This is a genomic window from Pseudomonas sp. EB271-G4-1 (assembly GCF_058791355.1).
This window is the reverse complement of the sequence record NZ_JBYTEO010000006.1, coordinates 45,714-63,253: the sequence shown is the minus strand read 5'-3', so window position 1 is coordinate 63,253 and position 17,540 is coordinate 45,714. Positions and strand designations below refer to the sequence as shown.

The following is a 17,540-nucleotide window of genomic DNA, read 5'->3' as shown; positions in this document are numbered from 1 at the left end:
GGAGCAAGCTCCCGCGCGGCGACATCCTACCAGTCACCGCCTGAAGGCAGTCAACCGGCCGACCAACAACTTACTTGTGGTCTTTTACTTCTTCGAACTCAGCATCGACAACGTCGTCTGCCTTTTGCGCCTTGTCGTCGTGCGGTGCCGCGCCTTCAGCAGGCTGAGCCTGTTCGGCGTACATCTTCTGCGCCACTGGAGCGGAGACTTTCGACAGTTCTTCAACCTTGGCTTCGATAGCAGCCTTGTCGTCGCCTTTTACAGCGGCTTCCAGGGCAACCACGGCAGCTTCGATCGCAGTCTTCTCTTCAGCGCTTACCTTGTCGCCAGCGTCAGCGACCATTTTGCGCGTCGAGTGAACCAGTGCATCACCCTGGTTACGGGCAGCGGCCAGCTCTTCGAACTTGCGGTCTTCCTCGGCATTGGCCTCGGCGTCACGCACCATGCGCTCGATCTCTTCATCGGACAGGCCGGAGTTGGCCTTGATCACGATCGACTGAGTCTTGCCGGTGGCCTTGTCCTTGGCGCCTACATGCAGGATGCCGTTAGCGTCGATGTCGAAGGTCACTTCGATTTGTGGCACGCCACGTGGTGCTGGTGGAATCTCGGCCAGGTCGAACTTGCCCAGGGACTTGTTCTGTGCAGCCTGCTTACGCTCACCTTGCAGCACGTGAATGGTCACGGCGCCCTGGTTGTCGTCGGCAGTCGAGAACACTTGCGATTTCTTGGTAGGAATCGTGGTGTTTTTCTCGATCAGCGCAGTCATCACGCCACCCATGGTTTCGATACCCAGGGTCAGCGGGCTGACGTCCAGCAGCAGAACGTCTTTCACGTCACCGGCCAGTACCGCACCCTGGATGGCAGCACCCATGGCAACAGCTTCGTCCGGGTTCACGTCTTTACGTGCTTCTTTACCGAAGAACTCGGTCACCAGCTTCTGAACCAGTGGCATACGGGTCTGACCGCCGACCAGGATCACGTCGTTGATCGCGCCAACGTCGATACCGGAGTCTTTCAGCGCAATGCGGCAAGGTTCGATAGTGCGTTGAACCAGGTCTTCAACCAGCGCTTCCAGCTTGGCGCGGGAGATCTTCACGTTCAAGTGCTTAGGACCGGTAGCGTCTGCAGTGATGTACGGCAGGTTGACGTCGGTCGACTGAGCGGAAGACAGCTCGATCTTGGCTTTTTCAGCGGCTTCTTTCAGGCGCTGCATCGCCAGCGGATCACCCTTGAGGTTCATGCCGCTTTCTTTCTTGAATTCGTCGACGAGGTAGTCGATCAGACGAATGTCGAAGTCCTCACCACCCAGGAAGGTGTCGCCGTTGGTGGCCAACACTTCGAACTGGTGCTCGCCATCGACTTCAGCGATCTCGATCACGGAAACGTCGAAAGTACCGCCACCCAGGTCATAAACGATCACGGTGTGATCGCCCTTGGCCTTGTCCATACCGTAAGCCAGAGCAGCCGCGGTTGGTTCGTTGATGATACGTTTCACGTCCAGGCCCGCGATGCGGCCGGCGTCCTTGGTCGCCTGACGCTGGCTGTCGTTGAAGTAGGCCGGAACGGTGATCACCGCTTCAGTCACTGGCTCGCCGAGGTAGTCTTCGGCGGTCTTCTTCATCTTCTTCAGGATTTCAGCCGAGATTTGTGGCGGCGCCATCTTCTGGCCGTTCACTTCAACCCAGGCGTCACCGTTGTCAGCCTTGGCGATCTTGTACGGAACCATCTTGATGTCTTTCTGCACGACTTCTTCGTCGAACTTGCGACCGATCAGACGCTTCACGGCGTACAGGGTGTTATGCGGGTTGGTCACAGCCTGACGCTTGGCGGACTGGCCGACCAGGATTTCGCCATCGTTGGCGTAAGCGATGATCGACGGCGTGGTACGCGCGCCTTCGGCGTTTTCAATAACTTTGGCTACGCCGTTTTCAAGCACGGAGACGCAGGAGTTGGTGGTCCCCAGGTCGATACCGATAATTTTGCCCATGTTCACTCTCCCGAAACTTTGGATTTGGTTGCCGCAGCAGTGGTGGCTAACTGCGGTAGCACTTAAACGCTTGACTTCTAAATGGGGGCCTTGCGGCTAATTTCAAGCCTGCTCGTCAATAGAAGGCGAAACTGGCGCCGGAGCCTTGCTGACCACGACCATCGCCGGGCGCAGCAGGCGACCGTTAAGCTGGTAGCCCTTCTGGAACACCTTGAGCACGCTGTTTGGCTCGAGGTCAGCGCTTTCCTGCATGGCCATTGCCTGATGAAGAACGGCGTTGAACGGCTCGCCATGCGGATCGATCGCTTCCAGCTGATAACGCTTCAGGGTGTCCTGGAACATTTTCAGGGTCAGCTCGATGCCTTCACGCATCGGACGAATGCTTTCGTCATCCGGGCTGGACAATTCCAGGCCACGCTCCAGGCTGTCGATGATCGGCAGCAGGTCGCCGGCGAATTTTTCCAGCGCGAACTTGTGAGCTTTTTCTACATCCTGCTCGGCGCGACGGCGGACGTTCTGCAGATCGGCGGCTACACGCAAAGCCTGATCCTGCGCACCTGCCAGTTGCTCTTCGAGCACTTGTACACGAGCCGCCAGGTCATCACCCGAAGCCTGGGAAGCCTGATCGGCGTCTAGATTTTGCGTATCCACTGTCTGTTCGTCAGCCATAGAATTCTCCTTTCAATATCGTCCGCGAGCCTGACTCGCGCTTCTGTCCAGCTATATGGGGCCGCAAAATCCGGCTTCAAGGGCTGATCAAACATTAACCCTACAAAAAACAGCTGCATTGTCATTCCCCTCCGCGCTAAGGATTTCGTCGGATCAAGCAAATCGAGCTAACGAGGGGCATTGTCAGCCGCAAATAAAACACTGTATAAATAACCAGACCTAAAGCCTGGGAGCGGCCTTCATGCTGGTGCACCTGTCCGTACATAACTACGCCATCGTTGAACATCTCGATCTTGAACTCGATCGAGGCATGAGCGTGATCACAGGGGAAACCGGCGCTGGCAAGTCGATCATGCTCGACGCCCTGGGCCTGACCCTCGGCGATCGAGCCGACAGCGGCGTGGTCCGGCCCGGCGCAGACAAGGCCGACATCCTGGCAACCTTTGACCTGGCCGACATCCCGGAAGCCAGCGCCTGGCTCGCCGAACGCGACCTCGAGAACGATGGCCCGTGCATCCTGCGCCGAGTCATTACCGCCGAAGGGCGCTCGCGCGGCTACATCAACGGCACCCCCTGCCCGCTGGGCGACCTCAAGGCCCTGGGCGAACTGCTGATCGACATCCATAGCCAGCATGAACACCAGTCCCTGCTCAAGACCGATACCCATCGCCGCCTGCTCGACGAATACGCCGGCGCCACGGACCTTGCCCGCCAGGTGCACCTGGCCGCCCAGCGTTGGCGCCAGAATCACCAGGAGCTTGAGCGACTGTCCAACTCCGGCGACGAGCAGCGCGCTCGCCATCAGTTGCTCAGCTACCAACTTGAAGAGCTTGAAAACCTTGGCCTCGGCGACAACGAGCTGGAGCAGCTGGAACAGGAACACAAGAACCTGACCAACGCGGAAACCTTGCTGGGTATCTGCCGGCAAGTGGTCGAACAATGTAGTGAGAGTGATTCCGGCAACGTCCTGAACGCCCTGACTGCAAGCCTTAATCGCCTGTCGAGCGTTAACAACTCGATTGGCGCGCTGGGCGAAGCCAGCAGCTTGCTGACCAGCGCGCAGATCCAGGTTGAAGAAGCCGTGGGTGAGCTGAACCGCTTCCTGGATAACTTCGACGCAGACCCGGCGCGCCTTCAATACCTGGAAGAACGCCTCGATGCGATCTACACCATGGCACGCAAGCACCGCATCCAGCCAACCGAGGTCGCAGAGATGCAACAGCGGTTACTGGATGAAATCGAAACCCTGAACGCCAACGATGAATCCATCGAGCGACTGAGTGATGAGCTGGCGTCTTATGCCCGTCATTATCAGGAGAAGGCTCGAGAGTTGAGCGACCTGCGCCACCAAGCCTCCAGCAGCCTGGCCAGCGCGGTGGAACAGGAGATCCAGCGCCTGGGCATGCCCGGAGGGCGCTTTGCCATTGAGCTGCGACCGAACAGCAGCAATGAATTGCTTCCGAACGGACTCGAACAGGTGGAACTGTTGGTTAGCGCTAACCCGGGGCAGCCATTAAAAGCCCTGGCGAAGGTGGCATCGGGTGGCGAACTGTCGCGTATCAGCCTGGCGATCCAGGTGATCACCGCGCAAACGTCCCGGGTCCCGACCTTGGTGTTCGACGAAGTGGACGTCGGCATTGGCGGACCGACTGCAGAAATCGTCGGCCAATTGCTGCGCAGGCTTGGTGAACGCGGGCAGGTCCTGACGGTCACGCACCTGCCCCAAGTTGCCGCACAAGGGCATCAGCACCTGTTCGTGCACAAAGTCCGGGGCGAAGATGCCACTCGCACGGCCGTCTCCAAATTAAGCAAGAACGATCGCGTAGAAGAAGTGGCGCGAATGCTGGGCGGGATCGATCTCACCAAGGAATCCCTGGCTCACGCCAAGAAAATGGTCGTCACTGCAAAAATCTAAAACGAACCCTGTAGGAGCTGCCGAAGGCTGCGATCTTTTGACTTTGCCCATACAAGATCGCAGCCTTCGGCAGCTCCTACAGAACCGTTTGCAAACCGCACAAGCGGCAGAAAGCACGAAGGCGACCCTGGGGTCGCCTTCGTTCGTTTCGCGAACCCTGGGTTCGCGCGACATGCTTACTTTTTCTTGCGCACGTACAACACAAGATTGTGATCAACCATCTCGAAACCGTACTTGTCGACGATGGCTTTCTGCAGGCGCTCGATTTCTTCGTCGAAGAATTCGATCACTTCGCTGGTTTCGACGTTGACCATATGATCGTGATGCTTGCCGTCGTCCAGTTCGAAGACCGCATGGCCTCCGTCGAAGTTGTGTCGCACCACAAGTCCAGCTGCCTCGAACTGGGTCAGTACACGGTAAACCGTGGCCAGACCGACGTCCTCGCCAGCCTCCATCAATGCCTTATAGACATCCTCGGCACTCATGTGGCGCTGCTCGGCAGAGTCGAGCATTTGCAGAATCTTGACCCGTGGCAGGGTCACTTTGAGGCCGGCTTTGCGTAGTTCGCTATTTTCAACCATGGTCAGCTTTCTCGCGATGCTGCTTCGCAGCTTCTCTTAATGCGGGTATGATCGGCGTTTACGTTGTCCCAGCCAAGATAGTGGAAGTCGCCCACCGATGCAAAACACCAAGCTCTTGCTAACCAGTTTCACCTTTGTGGGACTGCTCGCACTCGCCGGTTGTTCATTCCCCGGGGTTTACAAAATCGACATCCAGCAGGGCAATGTCGTCACGCAGGACATGATAGACCAGTTACGCCCGGGAATGACCCGTAAGCAAGTAAGGTTTATCATGGGCAACCCCCTGCTGACCGATACGTTCCATGCCGATCGCTGGGATTACCTGTATAGCCTGCAACCGGGTGGCGGCGAACGCCAACAGGAACGCATTAGCGTTATCTTCAACTCAAATGACCAGCTTGTCAGTCTCTCTGGCGATTTCATGCCTGGCATGAGCCGCGACGAAGCCATTCTGGGCAAGGACACTGGCACCACCGTGACTGCGCCAGCAGAGCAGGTCGAGCAGCCGAAACCGGAAAAACCGGTCAAGCCTGGCTCGTTGCTCGATCAGATCCAGAAGGAAGTGGACGGTGTCGAAACCGTGCCAGTCCCGACTCCAGAACCCCTGGAAACCTCGCCGCAATAATTTGCGACGTAAAAAAACCCGGCATGTCCGGGTTTTTTACGCCTGGCATTTACCCGGCTTACTGGTTCCGGGCCTTGGCCTCGGCAGCCTTCGCTGCACGCAAGCGACGCACTTCCTTTGGGTCCGCCAGCAACGGCCGGTAGATCTCGATGCGATCACCTGATTGAACCGGACGACTGTCGGGATCGGCAATCACCTTGCCGAAGATCCCCACCGGACACTGCGACAGGTCCAGCTCAGGAAAAGCCTGACGCATGCCGGACTTCAACAACGCGGCGCGAACGGTGGTTCCTGCCGGCACGCTCACCGACAAGAGCAGCTGACGATCAACGGCGGTATAGACCACCTCGATTTCTATCATCGCCTCAACCATGCATTTGCTTGGCGCGCTGGCAGAACGCGTCCACCAGCGTATTCGCTGCCTGATTGAACAACGGCCCCAGGGTGGCGCGAATGATCGGCCCTGCATAATCGAACGACAGGTCCAGGCTGATCTTGCAGGCCTTCTCACCCAACGGCTTGAACACCCAAACGCCATGCAACTGGGTGAACGGTCCCTCCTCGAGGTTCATCTCGATCGACTGGCCGGGCACCAGGGTGTTGCGCGTCACGAAATGCTGGCTGAGCCCGCCCTTGGCCACGCCAACGCTCGCGCGCATATGATCGGCAGAGCTTTCCAGCACTTCAGCTGAAGAGCACCAGGGCAGGAATTCCGGATAACGCGCCACGTCGTTGACCAGGTCATACAGCGCTTGCGCGGGGTACGGCAGCAACGCCGAACGTGAAATGTGTGTCGTCATGTCAGCGTCACTTCCAGAGCTGGGCGGCAAACACTATGAGAATGCCGATTGGCGCCACATAGCGCATCAAGAACAAGGACAAGGCAAACAACATCGGGTTTCGCATCGACAGCTCGTCACGCACTGCTTCACGCCCCATTACCCAGCCTGCAAATACCACGAAACACAATCCACCGAGCGGCAGCATGATCCGTGAGGTGAAGAAATCGATCACGCCAAAGAAGTCCAGACCACCCGCCGCACCCCATTGATAGAGGTGAAACAGCCCGTCTTCGTTCACGAAAAACTTGGCTTGTTTCCAGACATTGAAGGAAAACACGGTACCCAGACCGACAAACCAGCAACTGAAGGCCAACCAGAAGGTGACCCAGGTTCGACTGATTTTCGAGCGCTCCACCAGGTAAGCCACCATGGGTTCGAGCAAGGATATGGCCGAACTCCAGGCTGCAATCGCGACCAGCACGAAGAACACTACGCCCATCAACTGGCCAAACGCTACGTTGCCAAAGGCATATGGCAGGCTGACAAACATCAGGCCAGGGCCTTCGCTTGGGTTCAACCCTCCGGCAAATACAATCGGAAACAGCGCCAGGCCAGCCACCAGGGACACAAAGGTATCCAGCAGCGCCACGCCAACGATGGTCCCGGAGATCGACGAATGCTTGGGCATGTAGGCGCCGTAGATCATGATCGAACCGACACCGACGCTCAGGGAAAAGAAGGCGTGCCCCATGGCCGGCAGCAAGCCGTCGAGGACTTTTTCCGGGTGGAAGTCGAACATGAAATGCACGCCTTCCATGAAATGCCCGGTGGTCATGCTGTAGCCCAGCAACACAAGGATCATCACGAACAGCAACGGCATCATGATCCGCAGACTGCGTTCAAGCCCCGCGACCACGCCTTTTGCGATCACCACCGCAGACAGCAGCATAAAAATCGTGTGCCAAAGTGTCAGGCGCCAGGGATCGGCAATCACATTGCCAAAGTACGCCCCCACCTGATCGGGAGTCGCTCCCTGGAAGTCGCCACGACCCATATCGATGATGTAGTCCAGCGACCAGCCGCCGACGACACTATAGAAAGACAGGATCAACAATGCCGTGATCATTCCGGCAAAAGCACCCCAGGACCATTTTGTCGAATGGCCCGCTTCCAGCGCCAGCACCTTCAAGGCATTGGCCGGGCTCTGCCGGGCACGCCGGCCAATCAGGGTTTCGGCGAGCATGACCGGCACGCCGATCAAGGCGATACAGGCCAGGAACATCAGCACGAAAGCGCCGCCGCCGTAGACGCCAACCATGTAGGGGAATTTCCAGATACTACCCAGGCCCACGGCCGAACCGGTCGCGGCGAGTATGAAAACCCAACGGCTAGCCCAACTGCCGTGGACAGAAACCTTGTCTGTCGACATCTATATTACGACCAAGCGTTCAAAAAAGAGGCCGCATTGTCCGGGATTCAATCAACCTGCTCAAGCATGTAGCAATCCCGTAGCCGACTCGCGTGCAACTCCCTATAATGCCGCCCCTATGGCTAAACAGAAGAAACACCCAACAGGGACCATCGCGCAAAATAAAAAGGCGCGACACGATTACTTCATCGAACATCGGTTCGAGGCTGGTCTGGTCCTGGCCGGCTGGGAAGTAAAAAGTCTGCGGGCAAGCAAGTTGCAACTGGTTGACAGTTACGTACTGCTCAAGGATGGCGAAGCCTGGCTGCTCGGCAGTCATATCACGCCCCTGACGACCGCCAGCACCCACGTCATCGCCGATCCGGTGCGCACGCGAAAATTGCTGCTCAACCGGCGGGAGCTGGAAAAGCTCGCCGCTGCCGTGCAGCAAAAAGGCTACGCCTGCGTGTGCCTGTCCTGGTACTGGAGCAAGCACATGGTCAAGTGCGAAATTGCTCTGGGCAAGGGCAAGAAGGAATACGACAAGCGCGACACCGAGCGCGAACGCGACGCCGGGCGCGAATTGCAGCGCGCGGTGCGCAACAAGGGCAAGGAAGATTAATTCCTTGCACTGATCGTTCCCACGCTCTGCGTGGGAATGCATCCCGTGACGCTCCGCGTCACAAAGCGAATGCAGAGCGTCCATTGCCGCATTCCCACGCAGAGCGTGGGAACGATCACCAGCTGACTACATCCCCTTGCGCCGCTCCGCCCGAGCCACGCGCTGCACTTCCTGACGCACCTCCTCCAGCACCTCCTGCACATACAGAATGTGTCGACTGGAGACTTCCCGGGCCTGTTCCGCCCTGCCTTCGATAATTGCCTGATACAGCTCCCGGTGCTGCGTAATCAGCATGTCGCGGGTCTCTGTACGCTGCTTGTACATGCCGCCAATGTTCGTGACCACGTTGCGCTTGAGCAGGTCGAACAACCCGCGAATGGTGTGCAGAAGCACCGCGTTATGACTGGCTTCGGCAATCGCCAGATGAAAATTTGCATCCGCCGCGCCCTCCTCCGCCCGACTGACTTCATCGTGACGCGAATAGCAGTCCTGCAATTGATTGAACGCGGCAGCCAGTCGCTCGCGGTCAACGTCGGTGGCACGTAGCGCTGCGTAATAGGCGCAGGACGCTTCCAGCGTGTGGCGAAACTCCAGCAGATCGCGCTGCGCTTCGGGGTTGCTTTCCAGCAGATGCAACAGCGGATCACTGAACGTCGTGCCCAGGGATTCCACCACATAATTGCCGCCACCTTGACGGCTGACCAGCAGCCCCTTGGCGGTCAATTTCTGAATAGCTTCGCGCAACGAAGGTCGAGAGACACCAAATTGCTCGGCCAGCGCGCGTTCCGCCGGCAGGCGTTCACCGGCTTTCAGCGTGCCCTCAAGGATCATGCCCTCGAGCTGCTCGACAATATCGTCAGACAAACGGCGCTGCCGAACCTGATCAAACCCCATAACTCGATTTCTCCACCATCCCGACGGCGCGCCGGGGCTCTATTCTGGCCTATCCAGGCTACGCAGGCACCTGCCAAGCGACCATTACCCAAACGGGCCAGACCTTCTGCAAATCCCTGCCTACGACAAAAGTTTTAGGGCGGCAAATTGACACACCGCCTACAACGCTTTTACCCTAGCCAACAGCGATTGTAAATTGGTATTACCAATTAACCAAGAACGCTGATCAGTGCCTGACCAACAACAATTAGGGGCCACCCCATATGCAAACCTGGCAACAGCTCTACAGCCCACTCGGCAGCCTCGGCCTGTCCGCACTCGCAGCCGTTATTCCCATCGTGTTTTTCTTCCTGGCCCTGGCCGTGTTCCGCCTCAAAGGACACGTGGCTGGCAGTATCACCCTGGCCTTGTCGATCCTGGTGGCAATCATTGCCTTCAAGATGCCAGTCGACATGGCGTTCGCCGCCGCCGGGTATGGTTTCGCCTACGGCCTGTGGCCAATCGCCTGGATCATCGTGGCGGCCGTGTTCCTCTACAAACTGACGGTCAAGAGTGGCCAGTTCGAAGTGATCCGCAGCTCGGTGCTGTCGATTACCGACGACCAGCGCCTGCAAGTCCTGTTGATCGGCTTCTGCTTCGGCGCCTTCCTCGAAGGTGCGGCCGGTTTCGGCGCACCGGTGGCGATTACCGCCGCACTGCTCGTAGGGCTGGGCTTCAACCCGCTGTACGCCGCGGGCCTTTGCCTGATCGCGAACACCGCGCCGGTCGCCTTCGGCGCCCTGGGTATTCCGATCATCGTGGCCGGGCAAGTGACCGGCATCGACGCCTTCAAGATTGGCGCCATGACCGGTCGCCAGTTGCCGCTGCTGTCGTTGTTCGTGCCATTCTGGCTGGTTTTCATGATGGATGGCCTGCGCGGCGTGCGTGAAACCTGGCCGGCAGCGCTGGTCGCGGGTTTGAGCTTTGCCGTGACCCAATACTTCACCTCCAACTTCATCGGCCCGGAACTGCCGGACATCACGTCAGCCCTGGCCAGCCTGGTTTCCCTGACTCTGTTCCTGAAGGTCTGGCAGCCAAAACGCGCCGCCGGCCAACACATCGTCGGCGCCGTCTCGGCTTCCGTGGTCAGCGCCAGCGTCGGTGGTTTCGGCCAGAAGCGCACCACCGTGGCTTCGCCTTACAGCCTCGGGGAGATTTTCAAGGCCTGGTCGCCGTTCCTGATTCTGACCGTGCTGGTGACCATCTGGACGCTCAAGCCATTCAAGGCGATGTTTGCCGCGGGCGGCTCGATGTACAGCTTCGTGTTCAATTTCGCCATCCCGCACCTGGACCAGTTGGTAATCAAGGTGGCACCGATCGTGGCCGCGCCGACTGCCCTTCCGGCGGTGTTCAAGCTTGACCCGATCTCCGCCACCGGCACCGCGATTTTCTTCTCGGCGCTGATCTCGATGCTGGTCCTGAAGATCAACCTCAAAACTGGTCTGACCACTTTGAAAGAGACCTTCTACGAACTGCGCTGGCCGATCCTGTCCATCGGCATGGTGTTGGCCTTCGCGTTTGTCACCAACTACTCGGGCATGTCGTCGACCATGGCCCTGGTCCTGGCCGGTACAGGCGCAGCCTTCCCGTTCTTCTCGCCGTTCCTCGGCTGGCTGGGCGTGTTCCTGACCGGCTCCGATACCTCGTCCAACGCGCTGTTCAGTTCGTTGCAGGCGACCACCGCCCACCAGATCGGCGTCAACGACACCTTGCTGGTGGCAGCGAACACCAGCGGTGGCGTGACCGGCAAGATGATCTCGCCACAATCGATCGCCGTGGCCTGTGCGGCAACCGGCCTGGTGGGCAAGGAATCGGACCTGTTCCGCTTCACCCTCAAGCACAGCCTGTTCTTTGCAACGATTGTCGGCCTGATCACCCTGGCCCAGGCCTACTGGTTCACCGGCATGCTGGTGCACTAAGCGCTACAAGCGACATGGAAAAACGACGCCGGGCCACGACCCCGGCGTCAGCTATTCACTACCCGGTCTGCAAGGCTGCTGAAAGATTTTCTCTCTATATTCAGTGGCCTCGACGGACGGATAACCGGCCGAGAGACACGCCTGATGAGCGAGCTTTTTTACAACGCTGTGCCGAATGCGACCCGTGTCGCCCCGCCACTGCCCGAGCCTCGGCAATACCCCAGCGAGAAACCTCAACGGGTGTACCTGTTCGGGACCTGCGTAGTGGATCTGTTCTACCCGCAAGCCGGAATGGACGCGATCCACCTGCTGGAACGCGAGGGCATTCGTGTCGAGTACCCGCAAGGGCAAAGCTGCTGCGGTCAACCGGCCTACACCTCGGGCTACACCGAGCAGGCCAGGACCGTCGCGCGCTCGCAACTGGCGCTGTTCGCCGGGGATTATCCGGTGGTGGTACCTTCGGGTTCCTGCGCGGGCATGTTGCGTGAACACTATGCCGACTTGTTCAAGGATGAGCCGGACACCTTGCAACAGGTTCAGGCACTGGCTGCCAGGACCTATGAACTCGCCGAGTTTCTGTTGTTTGTCTGCAAGGTGCAGTTCAAGGACAGCGGTATGCCGGTGAAGGTAGCGTTGCACACGTCGTGTTCGGCACGCCGTGAGATGAACACCCACCTGCACGGCCGCGAGCTGTTGTCGCAACTGGGCAACGTGGAGCGGGTCGAACACAGCCACGAAAGCGAATGCTGTGGCTTCGGTGGGACTTTCAGCGTCCGTATGCCAGATATTTCCGGGGCGATGGTGGCTGACAAGACCCGCTCGTTGAAAGAATCCGGCGCGCACCAGGTACTCAGTGCCGACTGCGGTTGCCTGATGAACATCAACGGCTCGCTGGAGAAACAGAAGGAAGCGCTGCGCGGTCAACACCTGGCCAGCTTCCTCTGGCAGCGTACCGGAGGTGCCCAATGAGTGCCGCCGAGATTATTCCTACGGTCGCCGTAGAAGAAGACTTTCGCACCCGGGCGCACGAGGCGCTGGGTGACGCGCAATTGCGGGGCAACTTCCGCAAGGCGATGGATTCACTGATGACCAAACGGGCAGCGGCTTTCAGCGATGCTCACGAAAGAGAACATCTGCGAGCGCTGGGCAATGCTGTCCGCGCCCGTGCGTTATCGAAGTTGCCCGATTTGCTCGAGCAACTTGAACAGAACCTGACCCGCAACGGTGTGACAGTGCACTGGGCGGAAACGGTGGACGAAGCCAATGGCATCGTCCTGTCGATCATCCGCGCTCACGAGGGGCGGCAAGTGATCAAGGGTAAATCGATGGTCAGCGAAGAAATGGAGATGAACCACGTCCTCGCTGAACAGGGCATTGAATGCCTGGAATCGGACATGGGCGAGTACATCGTCCAGCTCGACCACGAGAAGCCTTCACACATAATCATGCCGGCGATCCACAAGAACGCCGGTCAGGTCGCGTCCTTGTTCCACGACAAACTTGGCGTGGAATACACCAAGGACGTTGACCAACTCATTCAGATCGGTCGCAGGGTCCTGCGGCAGAAGTTCTTCGAAGCGGACATCGGCGTCTCCGGCGTCAACTTCGCCGTGGCCGAAACCGGCACCTTGTTGCTGGTGGAAAACGAAGGCAACGGCCGCATGACGACCACTGTGCCACCGGTGCACATCGCCGTCACCGGCATCGAGAAAGTCGTAGAGAACCTGCGCGACGTAGTGCCGCTGCTGTCGTTGCTGACCCGCTCGGCCCTGGGCATCCCGATCACCACCTACGTCAACATGATCTCCGGTCCGCGCAAGGAACATGAGCTCGACGGCCCGCAGGAAGTGCACCTGGTCCTGCTCGACAACGGTCGCAGCCAGGCGTTTGCCGACAGCGAACTGCGCCAGACCTTGAACTGCATCCGCTGCGGCGCCTGCATGAATCATTGCCCGGTCTACACTCGAATCGGCGGCCATGCCTACGGCGAGGTCTACCCCGGCCCTATTGGCAAAATCATCACCCCGCACATGGTCGGCCTGGCGAAAGTCCCGGATCATCCGAGCGCCTCTTCGCTGTGCGGTGCCTGCGGCGAAGTGTGCCCGGTCAAAATCCCGATCCCTTCTTTGCTGCGCCGTTTGCGCGAAGAGAACGTGAAAGCGCCGGACAGCCCGGATCAAGTGATGCGTGGCCAGGGCAGCAAGTACTCGCGCAAGGAACGATTCATCTGGAACGCCTGGGCCAGGCTCAACAGTTCACCGACGCTGTATCGCCTGTTCGCTTTGGCCGCAACTCGCCTGCGTGCCCTTACGCCGAGCAATGTCGGACCATGGACGCAGAACCACAGCGCCCCGCAACCCGCCGCCCGTTCACTGCATGACATGGCTCGCGAGCATCTGGCCAAACAGGGAGATCGTTGATGAGCGCCAAGCAAAACATCCTCGCCAAGCTGCGTAAAAGTCTGACAGGCACCACGCCGGTGCCTGACAACTTCGACGTCGAGCTGGTAACGAAGCCCTACACCTACACGTCAGATCAACGCATCCCGCAACTGCGTAAATTGATGGAAGCGGTGCACACGGAAATCCACCTGACTTCGGGCGAGCACTGGCCGACCCTGTTGGCAACACTGCTGCAAGACCGCCAGTTGCCCAGCCTGTTGATCGCCCCGACTACACCGCACGGGCAACGCGTCTCGCAGCACTGGGCGAAAAATCCCGGCCTGCCGACGCTCAAGGCCTACGACCGCCCGGTTGAAGAATGGAAAGCAGAACTGTTCAACGACACCCCGGCGAGCCTGACCACCACCCTTGGCGCAATCGCCGCCACGGGCAGCCTGATTCTCTGGCCGACGCGAGAAGAACCGCGCCTCATGAGCCTGGCGCCACCGGTGCATTTCGCCTTGCTCAAGGCCAGTGAAATCCGCGATAACTTCTATCAGGTGCAACAGGAATTCGAATGGGCCCAGGGCATGCCGACCAACGCCTTGCTGGTTTCCGGCCCGTCGAAAACCGCTGATATCGAGCAAGTCCTGGCATACGGCGCCCACGGTCCGAAAGACCTCGTGGTGTTGATCCTGGAGGACCAATGAGTCTACCGGCCGCTTTCCTGCGCGATGCGCAGCAACTGATTCCCCGGGAACGGCGTTTCGACGATCCACTGTCGACGCTGGCCTTCGGCACCGATGCCAGCTTCTATCGACTGATTCCGCAACTGATAATTCGCGTCGAGTCCGAAGACGAAGTGGTGGCGCTGCTGCAATTGGCGCAGCGCGACCGGGTTCCCGTGACCTTCCGCGCTGCTGGCACCAGCCTGTCCGGACAAGCCATCAGCGATTCGGTGTTGATCGTGCTTGGGGATAACTGGAACGGTCGTGAGATCCGTGGCCAGGGCACACAAATCCGCCTGCAACCGGGGGTGATCGGCGCGCAGGCCAACGCCTGGCTGGCACCGTTCGGGCGCAAGATCGGCCCGGACCCTGCGTCGATCAACGCCTGCAAAATCGGCGGAATCGTTGCCAACAATGCCAGCGGCATGTGCTGCGGCACGGCGCAAAACACTTATCACACCCTGGCGGGCATCCGTCTGGTGCTGGCCGACGGCAGCCGTGTCGATACCGAAGATGCCGCCAGTGTCGCGGCGTTTCGCGCCAGTCACGGCGACCTGCTGGAGCGTCTTGCGACCTTGGGCCGCGAGACCCGCGCCAATGCCGAACTGGCTGCAAAAATTCGCCACAAATATCGTCTGAAAAACACCACGGGCCTGTCACTCAACGCCCTGGTGGACTACGACGAGCCTGTGGATATCTTGAGCCACTTGCTGGTGGGTTCCGAAGGCACTCTGGGCTTCATCAGCGCGGTGACCTACGACACGGTGATCGATCACCCGAACAAGGCCTCGGCGCTGATCGTATTCCCGGACGTGGAAACCTGCTGCAACGCTGTCACCGTACTGAAAAGCCAACCGGTCTCAGCGGTAGAACTGCTGGACCGCCGCAGCCTGCGCTCGGTGCAGGACAAACCCGGCATGCCCGCTTTCGTACAACAGCTGTCGAATAATGCCTGCGCCCTGCTGATCGAGTCCCGCGCGGCATCGACCTCTTTGTTGCACGAGCAACTGGCGCAAATCATGGCGTCACTGTCCTCGTTCCCGGTAGAGAAACAAGTCGATTTCACCGAAGACCCACTGGAAAACGCCCGACTCTGGGCAATCCGCAAGGACACCTTTCCCGCCGTCGGCGCGGTGCGCAAAACCGGGACCACAGTGATCATCGAGGACGTGACCTTCCCGGTGGAACAACTGGCGACCGGCGTGAACCGCCTGATCGAGCTGTTCGACAAACATCACTACGACGAAGCGATCCTTTTCGGACACGCCCTGGAAGGTAATCTGCACTTCGTCTTCACCCAAGGCTTCAACAATCCGCAGGAAGTCGCACGCTACCAGGCGTTCATGGACGACGTGGCGCAACTGGTGGCGGTCGAGTTCGGTGGTTCGCTCAAGGCCGAGCACGGTACCGGGCGCAACATGGCACCCTTCGTCGAACTGGAATGGGGCAGCGACGCCTACCAGTTGATGTGGCAGCTCAAGCGCCTGCTCGATCCCAACGGCATTCTCAATCCGGACGTGGTGCTCAGCGAAGACCCACAAATCCACCTCAAGCACCTGAAGCCGCTGCCAGCCGCCGACGAGATTGTGGATAAGTGCATCGAATGCGGCTTCTGCGAACCGGTCTGCCCCTCCAAAGGCCTGACCTTGAGCCCGCGCCAGCGCATCGTGATCTGGCGTGACATCCAGGCGAAGAAACGCGCCGGTGTCGATACCCGCGAACTCGAAGCTGCCTTTGAATACCAGGGCATCGATACCTGCGCCGCCACCGGTCTTTGTGCCCAACGTTGCCCTGTAGGCATCAACACCGGCGAGCTGGTGAAAAAGCTTCGTGGACAGCACGCTACCCATAGGAAAACTGCCACCTGGCTTGAAGGCAATTTCGCCACGGCGCTGCAAGGGGCGCGCTTCACCCTCCACGTGGCCAACGGTGCACGGATGTTGTTGGGCGCGCCACGCCTGGCAAAACTGTCGGCAACGCTGACCCGCTTGTCCAAAGGCCAGGTCCCGCAATGGACCAACGCCATGCCGCAGCCGGAAAAAGCCATTCGCTTCAGTCCGGCGGTGACCGACGAACGCCCGCGCGTGGTGTATCTGGCAGCCTGCGTTTCACGAGCCATGGGCCCGGCGGCGGGCGACAAGGAGCAAATGTCGCTGTACGACAAGACCCGCGGCCTGCTGGAAAAAGCCGGTTATCAGGTGGTTTTTCCCGACAATCTGGATAACCTCTGCTGCGGCCAGCCCTTCGCCTCCAAGGGTTATGCCGAACAGGCCGAACACAAACGCCAGGAACTGATCGGCGCCCTGCTCCACGCCAGTCGTGGCGGGCTCGATCCGATTTACTGCGACACCAGCCCCTGCACCTTGCGCCTGACCCAGGACCTCGGCGATGTGCGCCTGGACCTATACGATCCGGTACGTTTCATTCGCACACACTTGATGGATCGACTGCAATTCACACCGCAGGAAGCCCCCATTGCCGTGCATGTCACCTGCAGCACCCAGCATCTGGGCGAAAGCCAGGCGCTGATCGATCTGGCGCGCAAGTGCAGCAATAACGTGATCATCCCCGAGGGTATTCACTGCTGCGGGTTTGCCGGCGACAAAGGCTTCACCACCCCGGAGCTGAACGCACATTCGCTGCGTACCTTGAAGGATGCGGTGCAGTATTGCAGCGAAGGCATTTCTACCAGCCGCACCTGTGAAATCGGCCTTAGCCAGCACGGCGGGATCGATTATCACGGGCTGGTCTACCTGGTGGACCGCGTAACCCAAGCCCGCCCGGCCCTGTAGGAGCGAGCATGCTCGCGATGGACGTCAACGATAACGCGTGCTGCCTGGATAAACGCGGCGCCTTCGAGTCCATCTCGAGCGAGTTCGCGCTCCTGCAAATTCTTTCCCCACACAAAACGCAAAAAAAAACCGAATTCCTGCGCCCGGCTATAGTCATTTAGCTAGGCCCTGTAAACGAGCTTATAACCACCTCGGACG

General features: G+C 59.2%; 16 protein-coding genes. 9 read left to right on the top strand and 7 right to left on the bottom strand.

Going from position 1 to position 17,540, the window contains the following annotated elements; translation table 11 throughout:
* Window positions 1–70: 70 nt before the first annotated feature.
* Both dnaK and grpE read right to left on the bottom strand, forming a co-directional pair.
* Window positions 71–1,987, bottom strand: a complete 1,917-nt coding sequence (dnaK, locus tag AC3WWR_RS04900; protein WP_020796524.1) for a molecular chaperone DnaK — start codon at window positions 1,985–1,987, stop codon at window positions 71–73.
* 102 nt (window positions 1,988–2,089) lie between these two features.
* Window positions 2,090–2,656 carry a nucleotide exchange factor GrpE gene (grpE, locus tag AC3WWR_RS04895; protein WP_020796523.1) on the bottom strand — a complete coding sequence of 189 codons (567 nt, stop codon included), beginning with the start codon at window positions 2,654–2,656 and terminating at the stop codon, window positions 2,090–2,092.
* Between the two features lie 241 nt (window positions 2,657–2,897).
* On the opposite strand from grpE, the gene recN reads away from it, so the two are divergent.
* A complete protein-coding gene (gene recN, locus AC3WWR_RS04890; protein ID WP_454866560.1) occupies window positions 2,898–4,571 on the top strand; it encodes a DNA repair protein RecN in 1,674 nt (557 codons plus the stop codon).
* A gap of 176 nt (window positions 4,572–4,747) precedes the next feature.
* On the opposite strand, the gene fur is transcribed toward recN, so the two are convergent.
* Window positions 4,748–5,152 carry a ferric iron uptake transcriptional regulator gene (gene fur, locus AC3WWR_RS04885; RefSeq protein WP_003197684.1) on the bottom strand — a complete coding sequence of 135 codons (405 nt, stop codon included), beginning with the start codon at window positions 5,150–5,152 and terminating at the stop codon, window positions 4,748–4,750.
* Window positions 5,153–5,249: 97 nt separating this feature from the next.
* Between fur and AC3WWR_RS04880 the strand changes: the two genes are divergently transcribed.
* A complete protein-coding gene (locus AC3WWR_RS04880) occupies window positions 5,250–5,777 on the top strand; it encodes an outer membrane protein assembly factor BamE (RefSeq protein ID WP_020796520.1) in 528 nt (175 codons plus the stop codon).
* 58 nt (window positions 5,778–5,835) lie between these two features.
* On the opposite strand, the gene AC3WWR_RS04875 is transcribed toward AC3WWR_RS04880, so the two are convergent.
* From AC3WWR_RS04875 to AC3WWR_RS04865, 3 genes are read right to left on the bottom strand one after another with little or no spacing between them, the layout of a single operon-like run.
* Window positions 5,836–6,150, bottom strand: coding sequence for an RnfH family protein (locus AC3WWR_RS04875; RefSeq protein ID WP_454866559.1), 315 nt, complete (start codon window positions 6,148–6,150; stop codon window positions 5,836–5,838).
* Window positions 6,143–6,577 (bottom strand): type II toxin-antitoxin system RatA family toxin, encoded by a 435-nt coding sequence (locus AC3WWR_RS04870; RefSeq protein ID WP_020796518.1) that lies wholly within the window; start codon window positions 6,575–6,577, stop codon window positions 6,143–6,145. The genes AC3WWR_RS04875 and AC3WWR_RS04870 overlap by 8 nt, the downstream gene beginning before the upstream one ends.
* A gap of 7 nt (window positions 6,578–6,584) precedes the next feature.
* Window positions 6,585–7,988: a sodium-dependent transporter gene (locus AC3WWR_RS04865; RefSeq protein ID WP_083350116.1), complete on the bottom strand. Its 1,404-nt coding sequence runs from the start codon at window positions 7,986–7,988 to the stop codon at window positions 6,585–6,587.
* A 118-nt stretch (window positions 7,989–8,106) separates the two neighbouring features.
* Between AC3WWR_RS04865 and smpB the strand changes: the two genes are divergently transcribed.
* Window positions 8,107–8,589, top strand: coding sequence for an SsrA-binding protein SmpB (gene smpB, locus AC3WWR_RS04860; protein WP_008057382.1), 483 nt, complete (start codon window positions 8,107–8,109; stop codon window positions 8,587–8,589).
* A gap of 126 nt (window positions 8,590–8,715) precedes the next feature.
* On the opposite strand, the gene AC3WWR_RS04855 is transcribed toward smpB, so the two are convergent.
* A complete protein-coding gene (locus AC3WWR_RS04855) occupies window positions 8,716–9,483 on the bottom strand; it encodes a GntR family transcriptional regulator (RefSeq protein ID WP_492598536.1) in 768 nt (255 codons plus the stop codon).
* Window positions 9,484–9,746: 263 nt separating this feature from the next.
* Between AC3WWR_RS04855 and AC3WWR_RS04850 the strand changes: the two genes are divergently transcribed.
* The 6 genes from AC3WWR_RS04850 to AC3WWR_RS04825 all read left to right on the top strand — a co-directional run bounded on the left by AC3WWR_RS04850 (window position 9,747) and on the right by AC3WWR_RS04825 (window position 17,503).
* A complete protein-coding gene (locus AC3WWR_RS04850; RefSeq protein WP_020796515.1) occupies window positions 9,747–11,441 on the top strand; it encodes a lactate permease LctP family transporter in 1,695 nt (564 codons plus the stop codon).
* Window positions 11,442–11,585: 144 nt separating this feature from the next.
* Entirely contained in the window at window positions 11,586–12,410 is an 825-nt protein-coding gene (locus AC3WWR_RS04845) for a (Fe-S)-binding protein (RefSeq protein ID WP_020796514.1), read from the top strand.
* Window positions 12,407–13,861 (top strand): LutB/LldF family L-lactate oxidation iron-sulfur protein, encoded by a 1,455-nt coding sequence (locus AC3WWR_RS04840; protein WP_020796513.1) that lies wholly within the window; start codon window positions 12,407–12,409, stop codon window positions 13,859–13,861. The genes AC3WWR_RS04845 and AC3WWR_RS04840 overlap by 4 nt, the downstream gene beginning before the upstream one ends.
* The gene (locus AC3WWR_RS04835) at window positions 13,861–14,532 is read left to right on the top strand and encodes a LutC/YkgG family protein (protein WP_432668983.1); all 672 of its coding nucleotides are present in this window, start codon (window positions 13,861–13,863) and stop codon (window positions 14,530–14,532) included. The genes AC3WWR_RS04840 and AC3WWR_RS04835 overlap by 1 nt, the downstream gene beginning before the upstream one ends.
* The gene (locus tag AC3WWR_RS04830; RefSeq protein ID WP_492598535.1) at window positions 14,529–17,342 is read left to right on the top strand and encodes an FAD-binding and (Fe-S)-binding domain-containing protein; all 2,814 of its coding nucleotides are present in this window, start codon (window positions 14,529–14,531) and stop codon (window positions 17,340–17,342) included. Before AC3WWR_RS04835 ends, AC3WWR_RS04830 begins: the two co-directional genes overlap by 4 nt.
* Before the next feature lie 8 nt (window positions 17,343–17,350).
* Window positions 17,351–17,503 (top strand): hypothetical protein, encoded by a 153-nt coding sequence (locus tag AC3WWR_RS04825; RefSeq protein WP_177326135.1) that lies wholly within the window; start codon window positions 17,351–17,353, stop codon window positions 17,501–17,503.
* Window positions 17,504–17,540 lie beyond the last annotated feature (37 nt).

Bases quoted from the DNA above. Each gene is read 5' to 3' on its own strand.
- dnaK (WP_020796524.1), bottom strand. From the start codon at position 1,987: ATGGGCAAAATTATCGGTATCGACCTGGGGACCACCAACTCCTGCGTC.
- grpE (WP_020796523.1), bottom strand. From the start codon at position 2,656: ATGGCTGACGAACAGACAGTGGATACGCAAAATCTAGACGCCGATCAG.
- recN (WP_454866560.1), top strand. From the start codon at position 2,898: ATGCTGGTGCACCTGTCCGTACATAACTACGCCATCGTTGAACATCTC.
- fur (WP_003197684.1), bottom strand. From the start codon at position 5,152: ATGGTTGAAAATAGCGAACTACGCAAAGCCGGCCTCAAAGTGACCCTG.
- AC3WWR_RS04880 (WP_020796520.1), top strand. From the start codon at position 5,250: ATGCAAAACACCAAGCTCTTGCTAACCAGTTTCACCTTTGTGGGACTG.
- AC3WWR_RS04875 (WP_454866559.1), bottom strand. From the start codon at position 6,150: ATGGTTGAGGCGATGATAGAAATCGAGGTGGTCTATACCGCCGTTGAT.
- AC3WWR_RS04870 (WP_020796518.1), bottom strand. From the start codon at position 6,577: ATGACGACACACATTTCACGTTCGGCGTTGCTGCCGTACCCCGCGCAA.
- AC3WWR_RS04865 (WP_083350116.1), bottom strand. From the start codon at position 7,988: ATGTCGACAGACAAGGTTTCTGTCCACGGCAGTTGGGCTAGCCGTTGG.
- smpB (WP_008057382.1), top strand. From the start codon at position 8,107: ATGGCTAAACAGAAGAAACACCCAACAGGGACCATCGCGCAAAATAAA.
- AC3WWR_RS04855 (WP_492598536.1), bottom strand. From the start codon at position 9,483: ATGGGGTTTGATCAGGTTCGGCAGCGCCGTTTGTCTGACGATATTGTC.
- AC3WWR_RS04850 (WP_020796515.1), top strand. From the start codon at position 9,747: ATGCAAACCTGGCAACAGCTCTACAGCCCACTCGGCAGCCTCGGCCTG.
- AC3WWR_RS04845 (WP_020796514.1), top strand. From the start codon at position 11,586: ATGAGCGAGCTTTTTTACAACGCTGTGCCGAATGCGACCCGTGTCGCC.
- AC3WWR_RS04840 (WP_020796513.1), top strand. From the start codon at position 12,407: ATGAGTGCCGCCGAGATTATTCCTACGGTCGCCGTAGAAGAAGACTTT.
- AC3WWR_RS04835 (WP_432668983.1), top strand. From the start codon at position 13,861: ATGAGCGCCAAGCAAAACATCCTCGCCAAGCTGCGTAAAAGTCTGACA.
- AC3WWR_RS04830 (WP_492598535.1), top strand. From the start codon at position 14,529: ATGAGTCTACCGGCCGCTTTCCTGCGCGATGCGCAGCAACTGATTCCC.
- AC3WWR_RS04825 (WP_177326135.1), top strand. From the start codon at position 17,351: ATGCTCGCGATGGACGTCAACGATAACGCGTGCTGCCTGGATAAACGC.